Origin of the sequence: Aquimarina gracilis (genome assembly GCF_035285365.1) — a bacterium.
In the GTDB taxonomy this organism is placed as follows: domain Bacteria; phylum Bacteroidota; class Bacteroidia; order Flavobacteriales; family Flavobacteriaceae; genus Aquimarina; species Aquimarina gracilis.
The window spans coordinates 412,334-433,416 of record NZ_JAYKLX010000003.1; the positions used below are offsets into that span (position 1 = coordinate 412,334).

General features: G+C 37.7%; 11 protein-coding genes. 5 read left to right on the plus strand and 6 right to left on the minus strand.

Features of this window, described 5'->3' with window-relative positions; genetic code table 11:
• Nucleotides 1–7: 7 nt before the first annotated feature.
• Entirely contained in the window at nt 8–3,037 is a 3,030-nt protein-coding gene (locus U6A24_RS07865) for a SusC/RagA family TonB-linked outer membrane protein (protein ID WP_324179396.1), read from the minus strand.
• Nucleotides 3,038–3,662: 625 nt separating this feature from the next.
• On the opposite strand from U6A24_RS07865, the gene U6A24_RS07870 reads away from it, so the two are divergent.
• A complete protein-coding gene (locus U6A24_RS07870) occupies nt 3,663–3,953 on the plus strand; it encodes a hypothetical protein (RefSeq protein WP_324179397.1) in 291 nt (96 codons plus the stop codon).
• 728 nt (nt 3,954–4,681) lie between these two features.
• Here the strand turns inward: U6A24_RS07870 and U6A24_RS07875 are convergent.
• A complete protein-coding gene (locus tag U6A24_RS07875; RefSeq protein ID WP_324179398.1) occupies nt 4,682–4,852 on the minus strand; it encodes a hypothetical protein in 171 nt (56 codons plus the stop codon).
• Nucleotides 4,853–5,832: 980 nt separating this feature from the next.
• Between U6A24_RS07875 and U6A24_RS07880 the strand changes: the two genes are divergently transcribed.
• Nucleotides 5,833–6,459: a putative quinol monooxygenase gene (locus U6A24_RS07880; protein ID WP_324179399.1), complete on the plus strand. Its 627-nt coding sequence runs from the start codon at nt 5,833–5,835 to the stop codon at nt 6,457–6,459.
• A gap of 235 nt (nt 6,460–6,694) precedes the next feature.
• On the opposite strand, the gene U6A24_RS07885 is transcribed toward U6A24_RS07880, so the two are convergent.
• Nucleotides 6,695–10,816 carry a leucine-rich repeat protein gene (locus U6A24_RS07885; protein WP_324179400.1) on the minus strand — a complete coding sequence of 1,374 codons (4,122 nt, stop codon included), beginning with the start codon at nt 10,814–10,816 and terminating at the stop codon, nt 6,695–6,697.
• Between the two features lie 1,205 nt (nt 10,817–12,021).
• On the opposite strand from U6A24_RS07885, the gene U6A24_RS07890 reads away from it, so the two are divergent.
• From U6A24_RS07890 to U6A24_RS07900, 3 genes are all read left to right on the plus strand, one after another.
• Nucleotides 12,022–12,858, plus strand: a complete 837-nt coding sequence (locus U6A24_RS07890) for a LytR/AlgR family response regulator transcription factor (RefSeq protein ID WP_324179401.1) — start codon at nt 12,022–12,024, stop codon at nt 12,856–12,858.
• Nucleotides 12,859–13,358: 500 nt separating this feature from the next.
• Nucleotides 13,359–14,537 carry a DUF3440 domain-containing protein gene (locus U6A24_RS07895; protein WP_324179402.1) on the plus strand — a complete coding sequence of 393 codons (1,179 nt, stop codon included), beginning with the start codon at nt 13,359–13,361 and terminating at the stop codon, nt 14,535–14,537.
• Entirely contained in the window at nt 14,534–15,151 is a 618-nt protein-coding gene (locus tag U6A24_RS07900; protein ID WP_324179403.1) for a ParB N-terminal domain-containing protein, read from the plus strand. The genes U6A24_RS07895 and U6A24_RS07900 overlap by 4 nt, the downstream gene beginning before the upstream one ends.
• Nucleotides 15,152–15,378: 227 nt before the next feature.
• On the opposite strand, the gene U6A24_RS07905 is transcribed toward U6A24_RS07900, so the two are convergent.
• The 3 genes from U6A24_RS07905 to U6A24_RS07915 all read right to left on the minus strand — a co-directional run bounded on the left by U6A24_RS07905 (nt 15,379) and on the right by U6A24_RS07915 (nt 18,875).
• On the minus strand, nt 15,379–16,362 hold the full coding sequence (locus U6A24_RS07905; RefSeq protein WP_324179404.1) for a lipocalin-like domain-containing protein: 984 nt from the start codon (nt 16,360–16,362) through the stop codon (nt 15,379–15,381).
• Nucleotides 16,363–17,033: 671 nt separating this feature from the next.
• Nucleotides 17,034–17,981 carry a PorP/SprF family type IX secretion system membrane protein gene (locus U6A24_RS07910; protein WP_324179405.1) on the minus strand — a complete coding sequence of 316 codons (948 nt, stop codon included), beginning with the start codon at nt 17,979–17,981 and terminating at the stop codon, nt 17,034–17,036.
• 648 nt (nt 17,982–18,629) lie between these two features.
• Entirely contained in the window at nt 18,630–18,875 is a 246-nt protein-coding gene (locus U6A24_RS07915; protein WP_324179406.1) for a hypothetical protein, read from the minus strand.
• Nucleotides 18,876–21,083: the final 2,208 nt, after the last annotated feature.

Consider the following 21,083-nt stretch of genomic DNA (forward strand, 5'->3'; position numbering starts at 1 on the left):
TTCATTTTTAAAAAGTAATATTTACACCAAATGCAACTGTCTTGACCGGTGGGGTCTCCAATCCGGTTTCACCGTTTAGGTCCACCTCAGGGTCGAAGACAAGGTTTTCGTCCTTTACCCATGTGAGAAGGTTATTGCCCCTGACATAGATGCGTACCGAACCCATTCCGATATCGTCCATCAATTCCGATGGCATATCATAGCCCAGCGTAAGGGCACGCAGCCTGAAGAAGTCCCCGTCAAACAGGAATTTCGAATGCCTTTCCCATGGCTCGAATGCCGTGGTGAACTTCCCGTTTCGGGCAACGTCTCCCGGCTTCTGCCACCTGTCCAACAGAGAGGTATAGCCATTGAAGGTGGTTATTGTATAACCGTTGGGCTGATTTAGGTAGCGGTGCCACCCCTCATATATCTTATGACCGCCCGCATAATAACCCTGTGCATTTATAAAAAAGCCCTTATAGGAAAAGTTGAGATTAAGCCCCGCCGTGAACGTGGGAACGGCATTACCACCCTGGAATACCGCCTCAGCCTCGTTGAACACCGTGGTGGTCTCCCCGTCCACACCATTGACGAACCATTCCTCATTGCCGGTCTCGGGATTTACTCCCGCCCATGTGGGCATAAACCATTCCCGAACGGGATGGCCGGTGGCTATATTCGTAGTGGTGGTCGTTATCTCCCTTTCCTTACCATTGTTGTCCACCGGAAGCTTGGTCACCTCGTTGTTGACCGTTGAGAAGTTTCCCCCAAGGTTTAATTTCCAGTTGTTCGTGTTGACGATGTTAAAATTAAAATCCACCTCGATACCTGTATTGGTGAGCTCCCCGATGTTCTGTACCTGTGATGCGAAACCCGTGGTCTGTGACAGTGGCACATCGAGTAACAGGTCTGATGAGGTTCTTTTGAAGTAACCAATACTGCCACTGAAAAAATTGTCAAAGAATCCGAAGTCCACTCCTATATCGAAGGTATGCGATGTCTCCCATGTAAGATTGTCGTTCCCAAAGGTAGACAGTGACTGTGCGCCCTCCCCGCCATAATCAATACTGTAGCCGAAAAGAGCCTGGTACTGGTTGAGTTCTATGTTGGCATTACCGGTCACACCATAAGATGCCCTGAGTCTCAGGTTGTCTATTTCCTCGATGTCGGCAATGAGATCCTCTCTGAAGATATTCCATGCGCCCCCAACAGACCAGAACTGGCCCCATCTGGATTTGGAGGGGAACCTTGAGTTTCCCTCACGTCTATAGGAGAGATCAAGGATATATTTCCGGTCAAAAGCCGAATATTTCAAAAGACCAAGGTAGGAACCAACGTACCAATCGAAAAAGCTGGAGTTGACACTTGTAGGCGTCCCCACGTTGTCAAGAAAGAACAGGCCATCGGCGGCAAAGTTCTCACCCGCACCACCAAGGAAATAGCTCCTGTTGCTCTGATATTCCTGCAATACCTTAAAGTCCATCCTGTGTGCTTCAGAGAACTCCAACCTATAATCAAAGTAGTTCTGGAACACATAGAACACATTAGACCTGCTGAACTGCGCCGCATCACCTGAATTGGGAACGCTATAGCCATAGTTCCTATTGGAATACAATCTGAAATTATACCCCTGGTAGTCCACATTGAAGGTGGAGCCGAATGATAGATTCTCGGTGAGCTGCCAGTTAAGGGAATTGTTGGAGATGATCCTCATGATATTTTGGTTGGCTATGTTGTGCTGGACCAGGTACAATGGGTTGGGTAGGGATCCACCAAATTGGTTGAAACTGCCATCCTCGTTGTAGGGTAATAACAAGGGCGAAAGAAAGAACTTTGCCGACCTTGGGCTCTCAAAGAATGCACTCCGCTCAAGGAACGCGTTTTGTAGAGAATAGGTACCCGAATTGTTGGAGGAGAACTTTATCTTCGGTGTGAGGTCCTTCGTAAGGTTAAGAGAACCAGATATCCTCTCAAAACCCACCCCTATAACGGTGGCCTCTTGGTTGAAATATCCAAGAGAACCAAAAAAGGTGTGATCTTCTCCACCACCGGATGCCGATATGCCCAACTGCTGCACCACGGCATCCTTGTTCCTTACGGCCTCGTCCCAGTGAGCCTCTGGCCTTCCAGCCTCGTTCCACTCCTTATAGGGTCCCTCCAAGAGTGCGCGTTCTGCACTCTCCTTTGTGGGGTACCTGCCATCGTTGAACAACGCCTCTGAATAGAGCTCTAACCTATTGGCTGCGGTGAGCGGTACTGCTCCTTCAACTGCATCGTTCTGAAAACCATAGCTCATATTGACACTGAACTTGGTCTTTCCCTGTTTTCCCTTTTTCGTAGTTATAACAATGACCCCGTTCGAGCCTCTTGCTCCATATTGTGCGGTAGCGGAGGCATCCTTGAGAACGGTGATGGACTCGATATTGTTCTGGTCAAGGGCTGCCAATGTAGATATCCTCGAATAATTGTCACTGGAACTGGCGTTCCCATTGTTTACCGGTACCCCATCAATGACGTAAAGAGGCTCGTTGCCTGCGGTTATAGAACTAATTCCTCTTATTCTTATGTTGGACGTGGAACCAGGTGTTCCAGAAATGGCCGATACCGATACCCCGGATACGTTGCCTTGCAATGCCTGGTCAACCGAAGAGACGATCACCTGCTCCAGTTTTTCTGCGTCTACCTTGACGACGGAGCCTGTAATATCGGACCGCTTTTGGGCAGAATATCCCGTTACAACAACCTCCTCCAAGGTTTCTGTATCTTCCTTCATTGTAACGTTTATTACATTTTGGGATCCTATCTTTTTTCTCTCGTCCATTTGCCCGAAATAGCTGAATAGCAGGGTCTGACCTACGTTTACGCTTATGTAATAGTTTCCGTCAAAATCGGTAGAGGTTCCTCGTTTAGTCCCTTCTATAATCACTGCTACTCCTGGTAAAGGCAGTCCGTTTTGATCGGTGACTATACCGGAAATTTTCTTTTCTTGAGCCAGTACTGAATTGAAAAGTCCTAGACAAAACAATAGTGTTATCCAAAATCTTTTAGTTATCATAAGTTATTTTTTAACGAGTTAGTATTGCAATCCAACAAAGCAGGAGTAAAACTTTTATTTTGAAGGCTAACTCAAATAATTTTCTAATTGAGAACAAAGAAATCTCAAGAAGAGAAAAGCTTTATAAGCCCCTACTTTGTGAATTGCGATTAAAATATATCCTTAAAAGAATATTGTAATTGAGTATTTCAAAGTCAAAGGACATTTTTCTACAGGAACTATCTCAATAAAAGTGCTGAAGTTTGTTAAAATCGGGACAAAAAGAATAATTATTGTGATTTTGAAAGTGAATAAGTACTGCCGTCAAAACCCATATGACCAAATTTGTCAAAATGGGTTACATAGTTTGTATATTATTTACCTGCTCCAAACTGATCAAGACTGTTTCGGAAGGAAACTTATTGTCACGTATTCTCTTGTTATACAGGATTACCTTGATGTAAGAGTTAAGGAGCTAACAATTGATAAAAGTTATTTATCCAAAGGTGAATTTAGGCAGATTTTGCCGATTACTTGGTATTACTCGCCAAGCGTATTATCAACATTTTTGGTACAAAGAACAACTCTCCCTCGAAGATGAACTAATTGTCTGTGAAGTATAAAAATTAGAAAATATCATCAACATATGGGTACAAGAAAGTTATATAAACTTCTACAACTCTTTCTTGTAGATCAATCAAAGAAAATAGGAAGAGATCGGTTATTTGATGTTTTATTGGCGCATAACCTGTTAATAAGACGTAAAAAAAGACAAACGATCATTACAAATTCATTGCATAGATTTAAAAAATATTCGAATCTTGTTAAAAATTTTATCCCCAATGCTTCAAACCAATTATGGGTAAGCGATATCACCTATTGGAAAATAGAAAAACAGCTTTGTTTGTATAAGTCTAATTACGAATGCTTATTCTAGAAAAATCATCGGATATCATTTAGCAAACCATTTACAAATATTAGCAATCATTCAAGCATTATAAATGGCAATAGAAAGTTTAACTATAAAAACTAAGAATAACCTACATCTTATACATCATTAGGATAGAGGCACACAATATTGTAGTAATCAATACGTCAAACTATTGCAAGAAAACAATATTGCCATCAGTATGACAGAGAATAGAGATCCTATAGAAAATGCAATAGCTGAAAGAGTAAATAGAATTATAAAAGAAGAATACGTAACAGATTATCAGATAAAAAATATTGTCTTGTCCTGAAATACCGTTACAGTTTGTAAACTTTTTTTAGGACGATACAACTTTGACAGCACGAGCAACATGCTCGCGCGAGCGTTTTTTTAGTTGATGATACCTTCCAAAAATGACATTATGAAGCGTCATAAACAAAAAATCCAATAATGAAAGTGATTGGATTTTATTGGTCGGAGAGGCAGAATGTTACAACTACCACTCCTATATTTAAAAAATTAAAAAACTACCTATTACATTAGACTCTTTTGGTAACTATTCGCTGTGCTTATTGCTCAACTCCTCCTTTATCTTTTTTAAAACATTGATAGATTGCTTGATCACCCATTTGATATTCCAACTTATCAATGCCGACACAATTAAAATTATTAATATCATCAAAATTATAAGGATACCAGGGGCTAAAACATTTTGACTCAGACCTTCCATGATGTTAGTAGTCATTTAGAGATCTTGCAAATGTCAACGGAACATAGTTGGTAACCACTACCAGTACCGAGTTCCCATTTTCCAAACGCTCCATCATATGTTGTTTTCCCGTTCTTTTGGTTTCCTGGATACTTCTTTCGTTCATGTAATATTTTGGTAATGTCTTTTTTTTCATTGTTACTTTATTTTCCCATAACAGGTTTGCATTGAATTACATTTTTGATTCTTTATTATCAAATAAACTTTACGAAGATTAGGCAGTACACGAATCTATTTTTTTTGACCTAAAAGCTAGATGATAAAAAAAGAGATACAGCTATAACCCAAGACCAAAGGATAATAGTAGCTTTTTTGTTTAACTTTTCTAAAATTTTTATATTTTAACATAATCCTTGGCCCAATAGTATATCCCGCCATAAAAAGTCCTACAGTTAAAACCGTAGGGAGAACTAATTCTCAAAAGGCCTCCATTAGTATTCTACTATCTTTTAGAGATAGTTCTTGAACTTCTAAACTTTCCAAATTTTTCATTTTTTCAAATTAAACAGTTGTTTTGGTATTTATTTGAAAACTAAAATTCCACTTATTTTGCAGATTTGATAAATAAAGTGTTGAAATGAATTGAAACTGGGACTGAAAAGGAATTTTATGGGACTTTACAAAATTATTTCTGGAGTGATTTTAGTATACATTGCAGTTGAAATAATTTGAAATTGAAAGTCTTGATATATTTTTAATTGAGGTTCTTCCTGGGGGTGTAGCTCGTTTATTAAGGATATGTAAGATCAAAGTTCTGAACAAAAAAGTGGTTTTGTTTCTTTGTTCATAAAATAGTCTTGCTTCATATTCCTTGAAAGCCCTTCCTGGGTGTAGTTTGTTAATGTTTGCTTCATTTCATTTTTTATGCGCCACCACGATTCTTTGGCAGATAGGTTTTGTGATCATCTGCACTAGGTATGCGTGTCGTTGTTTTTGTAAAATTGTCCATGTTTAAGTTACAGATGTCCATTCCATAATCTCTAGACTAGTTACAAATTTGCACAGTAACAAAATGATAAATTATTGAAAACGAAAATGCTATCAAAGATACTGGTCCCGGTCTTCATTCTGGGATTTTCAATTCAATAATTTTCTAAATCAAAACACCATACTATTATGAAACACAGAAAGAAAGAAACGATTGGACTATTAGTAACTATGAAAGCTAAAGCTGGTAAAGAAAAGGAAGTTAAAGATTTTTTACTTAGTGGATTACCACTAGTACTTCAAGAGCCTGAAACGGTATCCTGGTTTGCTTTGCAGATAGACGACAGCACTTTTGCGATATATGATACTTTTGAGGTTGAAGGAGGTAGACAAGAGCATTTAACCGGTGAGGTTGCAATAGCATTATTAGCTCATGCTGATAATTTATTAGAAAGTTTTGATGTAAAAGTGAGTATTCAGCCGGTTAATGTGATTGCTTCTAACCATAAACCAGGAACTCAAAAAAAGGGGTTGTTGGTTATTATGAATGCCCAAGCAGGAAAATCTGAGGCTGTAGAAAATTTTCTAAAGACAGGAGAGCAACTGGTAGCCGATGAGCCCGAGACATTGTCATGGTATGCTTTTAAATTAGATGATACAACGTATGCTATATTTGATACTTTTGCCAAGGACTCTGGAAGGGAGGCCCATCTAAATGGTAAAATAGCTGCTGCACTGATGGAAAATGCTCCTAGTTTGTTGAACGACTTTAAAGCCACAGCTATTCAAAAGGTAGATATTTTGGCTTCGAAATAATAGCATTTACCATAATTAGAAAAGGAGCATTTTAATTGATGCTCCTTTTTTGATATATAGACACATAAATATTCAAGCTTGTTGTATAACTACAATATATTAGCTCATAATTTTTCAAGTTTAGCAAACCCAATTGTTTTTTGGGACATATCTGTTGAAACGTCTACTTCCTTTTTAAAAAGCCGCTTTATTTCTCTTGTTATTACTACCTACCATTAGAGAAGCAGAAAGATGATTAATAATTGACATAGATCATCTTTGTTTCGTGGCCCAGTTCTGGTTCGTTATAGTCTATGATACATACATAGGAACCCACGGGCACCCGACTGCCTTTATGGGTGCCATCCCAGGCATCACCGGGTCCGCCATAATGGGCGCTGAACAGCAAGCGTTGGCTCAGGTTGTATATCTTGACTACGTTGTTCCCATATTGTTCAAGACCTTCGATCACCAGGGAATCGGCAATGCCATCGCCGTTGGGAGAAAACCCGCTATTGAAATCTGTAAGAGGTGAACCCGAATCAGACCCACAATTGCCGAACACGGTCACCATGGCAGTTGCCGTTGCGGTTTGGTCGCCTTGGGCAGCGGTAAGAGTGACCGTTACCGGGGTACCCACATCGTCACAATCAAAACTATCTATATCCAGGCTTAAGTTCGGGGAACCGCCACAACCATAAGAACCATTGTTGATATCTTCTGGAGATATGGTTGCCCCCCCGTTGGCATCCAACTGTACTATAATATTCCGGGCAATGGCCACAAAGTCGTTTGGATTCCCATTTACGGCTACACTTGCGCTAGCCGGAAAATTGGTAACATTGGACATGTCCACTGCATTCACGGGGACATCAATGGTAATGGTGCCGTCACAGGACCTTGGTGTGATCTCCACGGTATATATGGAACCGCTACCCGTAAAATGGTTTGCAGTGGCATTGCCAAAATCAATGTCATCTACCGTAAAACCTGTCACATCCTGATCAAACCGAAAGGTGACCGTAAAGGCTGATAAATCAGCTGTTTCTGTAGGTGCGTCTATTAAAAGTCCGATTCCTTCATTGATAGACCTGAACCCTGTCCACCCGACATCTTCATAGTTGGCCCTAATTCTTCCGGGAGGGGTAGCCGAGGGAACGATCAAATCTATTTGGCCACGGTCTGCGTTTGTAAAGGAACTTTCTTCGATTGATGGAGGGGCGAAGGCCCTGGACACCACTGTGGTAAGGCCTGGGTTGTTGGTAAAAGCATTGGCGCCGATACCAGTAACGTTTTCGGGAATGGTTACGCTGGTCAATTGGTTGTCTTGAAAAGCACCATCCCCAATGCTGGTCACACCGTTCGGGATGTTGACCTGGGTCAAACTATTGAGCGCAAAAGCCCGATGACCAATGGTCTCAATACTTTCGGGCATGTCTACATTGCTCAAGACGTTCTCGGAAAAAGCACCCTCCCCGATACGGGTTACGTTGTTGGGTATGGTAATACTGCTCAAGGCGTTGTTTGAAAAAGCATAGGCCTCGATGCTTTCCACACCATCGGGTAGGGTTACATTAGTCAATTGGTTGCCCGAAAAAGCGGATTCTCCGATACCGGTAACGCTTTCCGGTAGGGTCGCACTGGTCAATTGGTTGTTCTGAAAAGCACTTTCTTCGATACTTTCCACACCATCCGGTATGGTAAGAGCGCCGATTATATTTCGGTCAGCAAAAGCATGCTCGCCAATTTTGGTAACTTTAAACTCATGCCCCACATGTGCTACGGGGTCAAATATTTCCAAAAGTCTACGATCGTCATCTTCATTATTGATGACCGTAACTGTGTTAGTAGGGCCGAATGCGGTTACTTCATATTTGATAACAGCCGTGTTGGCATCACGCTCGACCGTAAAGGTATCGCCAATAGCTACTTTTGCTTTGATGGATTTAAATTTAAAATCGTTCCAGGCCGGTACATAATTATCGAATGCGCCATTGGGAACGATCACATCTATTTGGTCACGGTCTGCAAAGGTGCTTTCTTCGATTGATGGGGGATCTGTTCCCTCCAATTCTACTGTAGCAAGGCCTGGGTTGCCAGCAAAAGCATTGGCGCCGATACTGGCAAGGCTGTCGGGAATGATCACACGGGTCAATTGGTTGTTCTGAAAAGCACCGGCCTCAATATCGATAACCTTATATTCAACTAGTCTTTCCTCAGAAATTGCAAAGGGTCCTTTCTCGAGTCTTTCTACCTTCATTGGTATGGTAAGGTCTCCTGTATTTTCATTGTCTATTATGGTGACCGTGTTGGGGTTGAATTCTGTTATTTTATAGGTGATACCTGCCTTTTCAAAGGTTTCTCCGATGTCTCCTTCTTCCGTGATGGATTTAAAACCATAGTCCCCCCAACCTCTACTGGTTAAGTATTCGTGTTTGTTTCTACCGGGAGGGTCACTTCTGGGAACGATCACATCTATTAGGGGGCGACGATCTGCGCTGAAAGTAGTAGTCTCAGTATGGTATATATGATCAAAGGTTTCAGGCTCGAGTGAGATAGGACTAGGGCTCTTCATCACAAGCGTAACAAGCTCCAGGTTGTTGACAAAAACACCTTTCTCAATATTTTTCACATTGGCGGGAATGGTAACCTCGGTCAATAGATTATTTTGAAAAATACCGATTTCAATAGTCTCCAGATTGTCTGGTATGGCAACACTGGTCAATTGGTTGTTCGAAAAAGCACCACCTATGATTTCGGTCGCACTGTTGGGAATTTCGAGATGTCCTGTCAATCCGCTGTTCTTAAAAGCCCGCTCCTTAATACTGGTAACCCCTTCAGGGAGGGTCACAGTGATCAATTGGTTGTTCTCAAAAGCACCTTCTCCAATACTGGTCACGGTTTCAGGAATCTCTACACTGGTCAAGCCGTTATCCAAAAAAGCATTCTTACCAATAGCGGTAACGGTATAGGAAAACCCATGAAACACCTTCTCGGGTATGGTCACATCGGGTGGGCCGAGGGTACTTCTTCCTATCACCCTCACTGTTCTATCCAAGTCCGAGATTACCTGATAATGCATACCCCCGCCCGCAAAGGAAATATGCGGATAGGTAAAGATGCCGTCAACGGTCAGTTCTTCATTAATGCTATATAAATTCCAAGAGTCTGCGTTTTTATAATTATTTCTGGCATCCCTGGGAACGATTACAGTTATTTGGTGAAAGTGTTTGTCATTCGTCTGTTCAAAGACACGAGCACCATCTCCGAGAAGAGTTGGGGGAGTAGAGCTCTCTACCCCTACTGTCATCAAATCGTTGTTATTCGCGAAAGCGGTTGACCCAATACTGGTCACACTACTTGGTATGGTCACACTGGCCAAGGCGTTGCGATTAAAAGCACTTCCCTGTATTTCGGTAACGCTTTCGGGAATGATAACCTCGTTCAAGCTATTGGTAGAAAAAACACCCCCCTCAAGAACCTGTAATTTGTCCGGTATGTTCACACTTTCCAGCTGGTGGCCTGTAAAAGCCCGCTGCCCAATACGGGTCACACTGTTAGGTAGGGTCACACTGCCCAAATTGGCGCCGTTTTTTCTTGAATTAAAAGCGTCATTCCCGATACTTTCCACACCATCGGGAATTTCAAGATGTCCAGATAATCCGCTGTCCCTAAAAGCTTCGTTTCCGATGTGGGTCACACCGTTCGGTATGGTCACACTGGTCAAGGCGTTTTCAAAAAAAGCCCTATCCCCAATATGGGTAACGGTATACTCAATGCCCCCATCGGTTATGGTTCCCGGGATGTCCACACTGGTAGCCATACCGGTATAACCCGTGATTCTTACTGTGTTGGGATTAGTACTTGTTATTATTTCATATTCGAAATCATCGGTCCCGGCGATTTCTTCTTCCGTGATGGATCTGAAACCTGTCCATCCAAAAAAATCTTCATAAGCAGTTATGCTACCTACGGGAACTGTCAGGGCTATTTCGCTTCTGTCACCAAATGCAGTTGGGTTAAGAGATGGGGGAGGATTGGCGCCCTTTGCCACCACTTTTTTAAGGTCTGGGTTACTGGTAAAAGCATTGGCACCAATACTGGTAATGCTTTCTGGAATGGTCACTTTGGTCAAGTCGTTTGCCACAAAAGTATTGGCAGCAATACTGGTAACGGTAAAGGTATCCGCCCCATTGGTTACGTTCCCGGGGATGATAAGGTCCCCCGTATTTGTATTGCCCGTTATGGCGACCGTACCAGAGGAACCGGGAATCACTTGATATGTAATATTGTCAGCGGTAAATTGTTGCCCATAGCCAGTGAGGCCCATTAGTGCCATACAGATGGTACATGCTATTAATTGAAGTTGCTTTTTCATTATGGAGGTTTTTTAGATTTCTTATATATTATTTTAAATACAAAAAATGTACATATACGAGGAATATCCAATAATTAGTGCTGAATCTTCTTTAAAATGGGATAGTATGCAATATTTTTGGGATAATGGAACAGATAGGTGCTATACACCTCTGTAAGGTAAGAAGAATGATCGGTACTGGAAACAATAAGGAACAAACGATGTGCAAAAAATATGTCTTTTACGTCTCTATCACTTTTAATGCCTTGTTCGTCCCTGTTTTTGCTGGTATGGGCACATTTTGCAGTTTGGTCTTGTACTAAAATCTCATCTTTGTTTCAACAAAAAGCATTTTCAATGAAGTGATGACATGCGTGCATATTTATCCATTGGTCTTATAAGGGTAAAGTGATTTTTTTGATTTATTGAGTTAATAGCAACGACGGGGATTTGAAACAATGGTCCTCGTCGTTTTTTTGTGGGACAAGGCACGACACCAAGCATACCTGTAATGCATGGTTCAAAGTGTTTGAAAATATAGGGTATGTCTTTAATATGGTGGTAGTGGTCATATATGCTGCTTAACAATTACTTACCGCCTTACTTCTCTTTTCTTTAAAATATATAGTTTTTTTACTGAACCAGTAACTTTCTTCTCATCTTAATCCTAAAATCCCTTTCCAGCGAAACGACTCAACCTATATTATCAAAGGGGATAACCATAGATGTTTAACATAAAAACATGTAAATACTTGTGAAAAACTGTTTTGCAAAGTCCCTTAAAACCTTTTTTTAGTCCCCATTTTAACATGCTTAAACACATTTTTTTACAAGAATAGATAATAGGGTGAATATTAGCGTAGAAATTAAAACTGAAACTGAAACTGAAGTTTTTAATCTCATCAATTATAATTTAAAGTATTACATGAACAAATGCAATCCTTATCAAAACATAAAATAAAATTATCCATGCTTAATAGATAATTATCCATGTTTTTGCATAAAGAATAAAGATAGTTTTGTTTGTAAATAATAACGATAAGCGTGTCATTATTTTGGTGCTAAGTTGGATTAGGTTAAATCTGTATTCTCCCAATAATAGCCCTCAATTTTCAACTTAGGTAAGGGCACGCTTATTTTTCACCTTTATATGTAGTTACTAAGGTTTTAAAAAAGGAGTAATGAGGTTTTGAGCTTATAGTACAAAAAAGAAAATTTAAGATTTTATGGCGAAGAAAGTGACGATTTTGGCTAGAGAAAAATCACAGTGCACATCCTTGTTAGAGGATTTAAAGTTAAGTGGTGTAAGAAGAAGTACGGTTTTTTTCTCTTGGAAAGATATGTGGTTGTCAGAACAGAAAAACGAATACGATTTTATATTAATCGACTATTACTTCTTTGATATGTTTAGAGATGATATTGTTATATATCACTTATTTCATAAATATAAATACAAAATAACTTTTTATAGTAACATTTCACAAAAGGTAAAAACTCCTGAAGGCAACGCAACCATTGATTTATATAGAATTTTTTTTAGACCTTTTGTTGACTTTAATACCCTAATAAAAAACACTACAGATAATGAGGAGCTGGCAGGTATGCTAGAGAATTCACTAGAGAGCGTATCAGAAGCAGACAAAATATCGCCTCAAGAAGATACTTTTTTCTTAAAGGAAGGGTATTCTCTGATTAAATTTCATTTGAATGAGGTACTATGTTTGGAGAGCGATCGTAATTACATCACTATATACCTAGCTAACAATGGGAAACACTTGATAAGAGAAACACTCCAATCTATATCAGAAATTTTACCAAAGAATTTTTTAAGAATAAATAGGTCTGTGATCATCAATATAGATAAACTCTACAAGGTAGTAGGCAATAGAGTTTATATTGATGGTTTAAATAGTTTTAGACCGCTAATAGCAAACAAATACAAATTAGACATTTCAAATGCGGTGCCACTATTTAGTCAAAAACATACGGTGAATTGGAATAGTGAGAAAAAAGAAAAAGACTGTAAAATTTTAAAAGTAATATCCAGGCTAAAAAACGAATAGAAAATATGAAGAAAACAACAAGAATATTATTGCGCATAGCACTACTAATATTTTTTCTATACATGAGCATATGTGTATATGTGTATTTAGGATATAATCTATTTTAATCACGATGATATAGCATAACAGAAATGCTTACTATCCATAAGAATTAATTCATCTTGAAGTTTTTTTAAGAATTAGAACAAGTCAGGATCAATTCTATCTAATAGAAAATCTTAAAATGAAACATTTTGAAGAAAAATTATATGCTTTATGTGCTTTGGTAGTCATCCTATTTATATGTACAGTATTGTTTATAATATCATTGTTCATGGAATAACTTTGTGTAATAAAATCAACGTAACAAAGCCTTTAAATAATGATCGTGGAAATAATACAAATTTTTAATAGGTATTGCTAATATCTTACAGACAAGTGTAACAATTTGAAAATGTAGTACGAAAGAAAACAACCATAAAAGAAGTAAATGATATTAAATATTAACACTACATAAAAAAATGCCTAAAAACTATCAAAAAGATAATGTTTATGTCGCAGCCAAAAAACGTATGCAAGATATTTTTAATACGTTCCCAAAGGTATACGTAGCCTTTAGTGGTGGAAAAGACAGTACCGTAATGTTACATATGGCACTCGAAGTGGCAAAGTCAGAAAATAGAATACCTCTTGATGTATTATTTGTCGATTTAGAGGGGCAATACGATACCACAATACGTCATATTGAAGAAGTGGCTCTAAATTCAGAAGAAATTAATTTACATTGGATTTGTCTACCTTTAAATCTTAGAAACTCGGTTAGTGTTTTTCAACCCCATTGGCGCTGCTGGGATCCAGAACAATCTGACGTATGGATTCGCCCAATGCCGCAACACCCGCAGGTAGTATCAAATCTAGGGCAGTATCCTTTTTTTAAATATGGAATGGAATTTGAAGATTTTGTATACCAATGGGGTAATTGGTTTTCAAACGGCCAAAGGTGCACCTGTCTATTAGGGATTCGTTCAGATGAAAGTTTAAATAGATTCTTTTCTGTTACAAAACATGGTTGGCGTGGAAAAAACTGGCTGAGTAAGGCTTCAAATAATTTAGTGTTCTCTTATCCTATCTACGATTGGAGAACCGAAGACATATGGCGATATGTGGGGAAACAGAAAATACAGTATAATAAACTATATGATTACTATTATTTATGTGGAATGTCCATTCACAAAATGCGTATTTGCCAGCCTTACGGTGATGACCAACGCCAGAGTCTTGCCTATTATCGGCAGATAGAACCCGAAACCTGGAACAAGATAGTCACACGAGTTCAAGGAGCTAATTTTGGAGCACTTTATAGTAGAACAGTGATTTTAGGCAGAATAAAGGTGGTGTTACCCGAGGGGCTTACCTGGAAAAGATACACCTATGTCTTATTACAATCTATGCCGCCAATTACAAGAAAGCATTATGCAGGGAAAATAGAAACCTTCCTCAGGTGGTGGAGTAATAATGGATTTACTTTAGAGTTAGTTCCTGATGAGGGCAACTTAAAATTAGAAAATAGAGGAAAGATACCCTCCTGGAGACGAATATGTAAATGTATCATCAAGAACGATTGGTGGTGCCGTAGTTTGGGCTTTTGCCAAACAAAAAAAACGTACCAGACCTTATATGCAAAAAAAACAGCCTCATGAGTAAGAGTATAAGACAAGATATTTTAGAGATCATACAAGGAAGTAATATCGTTTCCAGGGATCAAAAAAACCAGTTAATCAATCGGTTAGAAACCGTTTTCAATCGACATAGAGAACCTGTTTCAGAAGTGTTTTGGGTGCCTGTAAATTCTATTTCACCAAATAGCTATAATCCCAATAAAATGGCAGTCCCTGAAAAACGCCTACTACTTCGTTCTATGCTGGATCATGGAATCACTCAACCTTTGTTGGTAGCACCAGAAAAAAACGAACAGTATATATTAATAGATGGTTATCATCGTTGGCGTATTATGAAAACAAACGAAGAGTTGCGTGAAAGATTAAATCATAATGTTCCTGTGGTAGTATTGAATATATCCGACAAAAACCAAATGGTAGCCGCAATTCGACACAATAGGGTACGGGGGCAACATCAGATAGGAGGAATAGGCGAAGTCGTAAAAATCCTATCAAATAACGGATGGTCCCCGGCAAAAATTATGGATGCCTTGGGGATGGAGGCGGATGAGGTACTACGACTAAAACAGTTTAAGGGGCTAGGGGAATTATTTAAAGACGATGACTATTCGCCATCCTGGGAGTGGGAAGAATAGACCTAACATAGTATACTCTATATAACTTTTGTGCTAAAATATCCGAATGAGAATTTTTTCACAACAGTATAATTAACAGAAATCCAATCATATAGGATATTACCTCGGCCAGAAGTTTGTAATACCATTATTAATTAGCAATCTTTTTAGAACATCAAATACTAAAAAATGGAGGTAAAAACGCTCCATTTTTTAATATTATCAATTATTTTATCAAATAAACTGTTTTATAGCTTGTTGTAAATAAATTCTCTAATCTGTTCATTGTTATCACTATCAGTAAAGGTATAGATGAGCTTAATCGTAGTATCATCTTCCAACAAAAGCTGCACCCCTGATATGTTTTTAAGTACTATGGTCTTCTCATCTTTTACCACATATTCCAAAGTACTCGTTTTGATAAATTGACATGCCGCACTGGTATCAAAAACAACCATATCATTTCCTTTGAAAATTGTTGCATTAATACTTTCTGGCAAAGGATAACTAACGCTTACGTTATAATTTAACAGGTCCCTACGAGTAAAGGTTTCCTTATGTTGAATGAATTCAAAAACACTTTGAGGTTTAAATTCTATCATGTTTTCTTGAAGGCACTCTTGGTTAGAGTCGATTTGCCACTTACCCAATATCTTTTGAATCACCGCGGTTCCATCAAAAGTATTGTCACCATTATCCTCATCGGTCTCATCTGTTTCCACATTATCCGTTTCTTCATCTGGATTTTCCTCTAATTCTGAATTGTCATTTCTAATAAAAATATCCACTTGTTCTTGTTCCTCACCACCATCGGTAATTTTTGAGGTAATCTGTAAAGTATCGTCAATCAACTCGATCTCAGAATCAAAATTGAAAAAAGTAACCCTGTTCAAACCAATGACTGTATAGGTTCCAGATTGCGTAACAGTCCTATTACAAAGCGTTGTAGAATTACTCCCTAGTTTTATAAAGGTTAATTCATAAGTGTCATCTTGATTAAACGTAGCGGTTGAATTTTTTAAGCATTCAAATTCTTCAGGTGAAGCATTTTTATTGTCAATAGTGCTGCTTACCAATTGCCATTCTCCAACTAATTTTTCTTTGGTGGCCCTTATTTCTTCACTATTTTCTGGGTTAGGGTTAGGATTAGCATCGTCATCAGAATTACACGATAAAAATGCTAGAGTAAGTAGCATAAAAAGTAATGCCTTACAGGTTTTAATACATATCATTTTTTATTAGGTTTTAAGGGTGATATAAATTGTAAGGTATTCCTATAACTATTCTTTTGTTTTCAATATGGTTATTCTCAACTATTCTAAACGTACATTCATTTACTTGATAATCGAGATTTAAAATGTTCTTAGACTTGCTAGAAATCCAAAAATAATTTTCGACGAATGCCTTGTGTGCTTGCCCCGAGGTAGTTTACTTCAATAAAATGAATCAAACTGATAACCTTTTTGTGACGTTTTAATTTTACCTTATTGCACTTTTAATACAGTTTAATGAACACTTATCTTAGTGCCAAAACTATTTTTTGATTGCTTCGTCCTAATCGGAAATTGGTGTTCAAATTTTTGAATAACAGAAATGGTATGTAGTTGTCATTTTTTTCATATCCATGTATTGGGTGTATTTATTATTTTATTGTTATTCGGAGGTATATAGGTTGTCCCTGTAAAGACCTAAACCTTATTGTATGAAAACATCTTACTTAACCTACCAATTTTTATAAGCAAGATTTATGGGCCAACCTAAATACTCTCCTCTTTTTACCTTTTTACCACACAGTAGCGCTTATCCAAGCGAATAAGTGTTATTATATATCCTTTGTTTGTCCTTTTTCAATATATATTTAAACCGTTGTAATATTTATGCATAAGCACATAGCTTATTATTACTACTGTATGTTCGTAATGTTCGTATCTTGATTTTGTTGTGATTGTTTTTCAAAAAATAGTGGAACCTTTAATATCACTTCGTGGTTTCCTCTTCTATAATTACTTATTGATGTCACAGCAGCATCATAAGCATACCCTATTTTGATTCTATCTAGCATCTTAAATAAAACAACGCCACTTATGGATTCTTTTAACCTATAGTTAAGACCAATTTCTGCCTTGTCGTACAGGTCAAAGGTTCCGCTGATATCCATGGAGAAAGGCACTTCACTGATTACCCGGGTTAGAAAAAAGGGCGTAAAGGTCACATTCTTGTTCAAAGGAAAATGATAGCCCGCTCCCATAAAAAATTGCATTTTGTCCGTGGCCTGTGTTACAATGCCTGATTCCTTTTCGTATCTTCTTGTTTTTAGTAGGGCAGGAGCAGAGATGTTTACATAAAAGCGTTCTCCCTTTAAATAGGCACCCACCCCAACATTTGGATTGAACACACTTACATTTTCTGAAAAAAGTGGGTCCTCATCAATTCCAATACTTGCCAGATCTATATTAACGGAAGAGCCTCCCGCTTTGAACCCCAAAAACAAGTCCAATGTTTCCTTTAATTGTAGTTTGTAGGAAAAATCAACAAAAATATCAGTTTCTTTGAGTACGAACACACTACTGTTGGTAACCGAAAGGCCCAGCCCCACCTTATCGCTTAACCCTGCTTTTCCGCGCATTGGACCGCTCAATGAAAAATTCCAAGTCTCGGGCGCGCCGTCAAGACCTACCCACTGCGCTCTATAGTTTGAGGTGAACTCCAAATTTTCTCCTGCCCCCGCATAGGCAGGGTTGATGATATTCATGTTATAATTGTACAACGTAAATGTTACATCCTGTTGGGCATAAGACCCAATGCAGCATATAACGATGATCGTAAAAAAGTATAATTTGTTATTTTTCATTTTACTATATTTTTTAATTAGAATGGTTTTTATTTAGAACTCTCTAGACTCATTGAATGAATGGATCGTTTAATTGTTTGTTTCCAAGATTATTTTTATTAAGTATTTTAAAACATGGACAATTTTAATTTAGCATAGATGCTTATTCCAAGTGATTACGTTTGTTATTTTAACCTATAAATGCCGCTCTTTTTTGGAACCAAGTTCAACCCTTTATGGTCAATCTCAATAAAAAAGTGTTGATCAGGCTAAAAAATGGGATAGAATAAGGGAGAATTGGGATGAATACTTTATGAACTGTGGTGCTTGTGGTGCATTATCGTTGTATATACAGACTTTTCCAATCCCTTCCGTTTAGTATAATTAGCTCCTATTAATGAAGCTTTTAGTTACTATAGCTCCATCCATATACGCTAAAATCTTTATTCACGTTAACGTTCAATAATTGACATGGGTCATTTTTGTCTCGTGATCAAACCCCGGTTCGTTGTAGTCTATAACACATACATAAGGAGCCAACGGGTACCAATCTGTTTTTATGAGTCCCATCCCATCCACCGCCTGTGCCCTTATAATGGATACTTAACAACAACCATTGGCTCATCAGGTCGTATATTTTCAACACGTTGTTCCCATATTTTTCAAGACCTATGACACCAAAGTATCGTCAATGCCATCACCGTTGGGAGAAAATACTCTATTGAAATCCACAATGGACCCAAGTTTACAATTCCGGGTTGCTTCGACGGTTACCTGGACCGTTGCTGTATCCGAATTATTGGTATGGGTAGCGGTAGGGGTCACCGTTACTGGGATTCCCACATCCTTATAGTCAAAGGTGTCGATGTCCAAGCTCAGTTCCGGGATGTTACCACAGCCATAAAAGGAAGCCAAGCAGTCTTATTTTCTTAGTCATTAATCGAATTTTGGTAACTCGCACCTTTATATTATTTTTTGACATGGGTTTTGTCTTAGTTGTCAAAAGCTGTTATCTTCTTATAAGATCATTTATATCCTGTAATTTTATAATGTTGTCATTTCACTTAATGAGCTTCTCACAAAAAAGGATTCGGTATATGACTCAAAGGGATAGTTCTTTCCAATTCTTATAATACCCCAATGAGAATGTAGCATTTGTCATAACTACTTCATCCAGTTCGTAAAACTTACTTTTTCATATACACCGTATCAAGAATGGTACTGTTTCTTTCTACGTTTCTAGTAGTTTTTTTACAACCGATAAAATTAAAATGGATGCTGTCCTCATCAACTTCAAGTTCAAATTTCCTATCTGCGTTAGTAAGTGTATAGGAATCTTTAGTGTAGACATGAACAAACTCTAAAAGCTTTTTTGTGTTCTCATCCAAGACGATTCCTTGTACTTGAGCATTTATACAAAAAGAAATTAAAAAGGATAAATGATTTGTAAAAGTGGACTGAGATGGGCAATTATGGGATAAAAAAACAACTATTAACCTATTACATTGGATGAATTTCTCCTGTCCTTAGTCTTGGTACTTTCCCACTAAGTAACATGGACACTTCTTTTCAGCCGGATTTCCACTCTTTTACCCCCTACGATGATATGCACACAGATGGAAAGTTGTTTTGGGGTCACTTCTTGATTTTCTGGTGAAGAAAATAATGGCGAAGGTGCTTTTTATTTTCAATATCACAATAATTCATCTATTTGTCCCGGTTTTAAGAAACTTAAGCACTTTTTTGAGATAGTTCCTCTAGAAAAATGTTACTTCGTTCAAGAATATTAATAACAATATTATTATTAAAAATATTTTAACTGTAATTCACAAAGTGGGAGCTTATAAAGCTTTTCTCTTCTCGAGATTCCGTTTTCTCAATTGGAAAATTATTTGAATTAGCCTTCAAAATAAAAGTTTTATTCCCGCTTTGTTGGATTGCTAGTATTTAAATTGCTTAAATAATCTCCATTATGTCCGTCAATACTAAAAACTGTTTTCAAGGTCCAAAAGTCTGTTAATAATTTGTTCCTATATTCTTCTGGAGTTGTCTTCCATCCATCAACTCCGATATATATGACGCTGAATATGAGAAATATTTTCAAAACCACTCAAACTAATAGTCATTGGGTTTTTGAGAATTACAAGATCTTTCCTTATAGAGGTAAGTGAAGACAATGCTTTTAGACATGACAGTATTGTATTATCTGATATAAAAACATTATTTCCCATCAACAGTAGTAATATTTGCTAAAGGTGTTAAATCTGTGATATTATCTCCAAATATTTGAATCTTACCTGTTATCCTAGCTATGTTAGGATTTATAGCATTTACTTTGGCTTGAGTTTCTAACTGTAAATTGCCATCAAAAACTGTTGAGTAAGCTAAAAAATGAGATAGAAGAGGGGAGAGTTGGAACAAATACGTTATTGAGTAGTTGTTTTTACAATTGCTGAAAAATGAGAGCACCGATTAAAAATCTTATTTTGTTGGGGTTTGTTCTGAAATGTGTGGTTTTAGATTGTGTTTTGTATAGTTGAAAACGTGAATGTATTTAAGAAAACCATACTTTAAATTTAAAGCATGGTTTTAAGGATGGAAATGCTATAAATGGAAATGTTATAATTTGTATGGTTTTGTGTGCTTTTTATTCTGTAAAAAATTGATAATTAAATAGTTAAAATCGCAGCTTGTCGGGCTCATAACCCAAAGGTCGCAGGTTCGAGTCCTGCTCCCGCTACTAAAGAAAAGCTCCAGAGTATTCCTAGAGCTTTTTAAATTTTGGGGTTAACAAAATTAATTTGCTATTAAACGGTTTGATGTATAGGTAAATACATAATGGTAAAATGATAATTTTAAGCATAAATAAGTTGTTCTGATATACTCTTCACAGAAATCGAAAAACTTCTAATTAATTTGATTTGATATCAACTTAAGCCATGCTTAATAGTCTATATTTCTCTCTGAATTTTGGAAATTTATTTACCAAAAATGTTTAAGCATAAAATGCCTATGATAATTTTTACTATTTAAAAAGGAATGGATTCTGTTTTTCTTATGTGTAATTGATGTCTTATTTAGTGTCAAAAACAAGACCTGCAATACTATGGTAACACAGGCTTA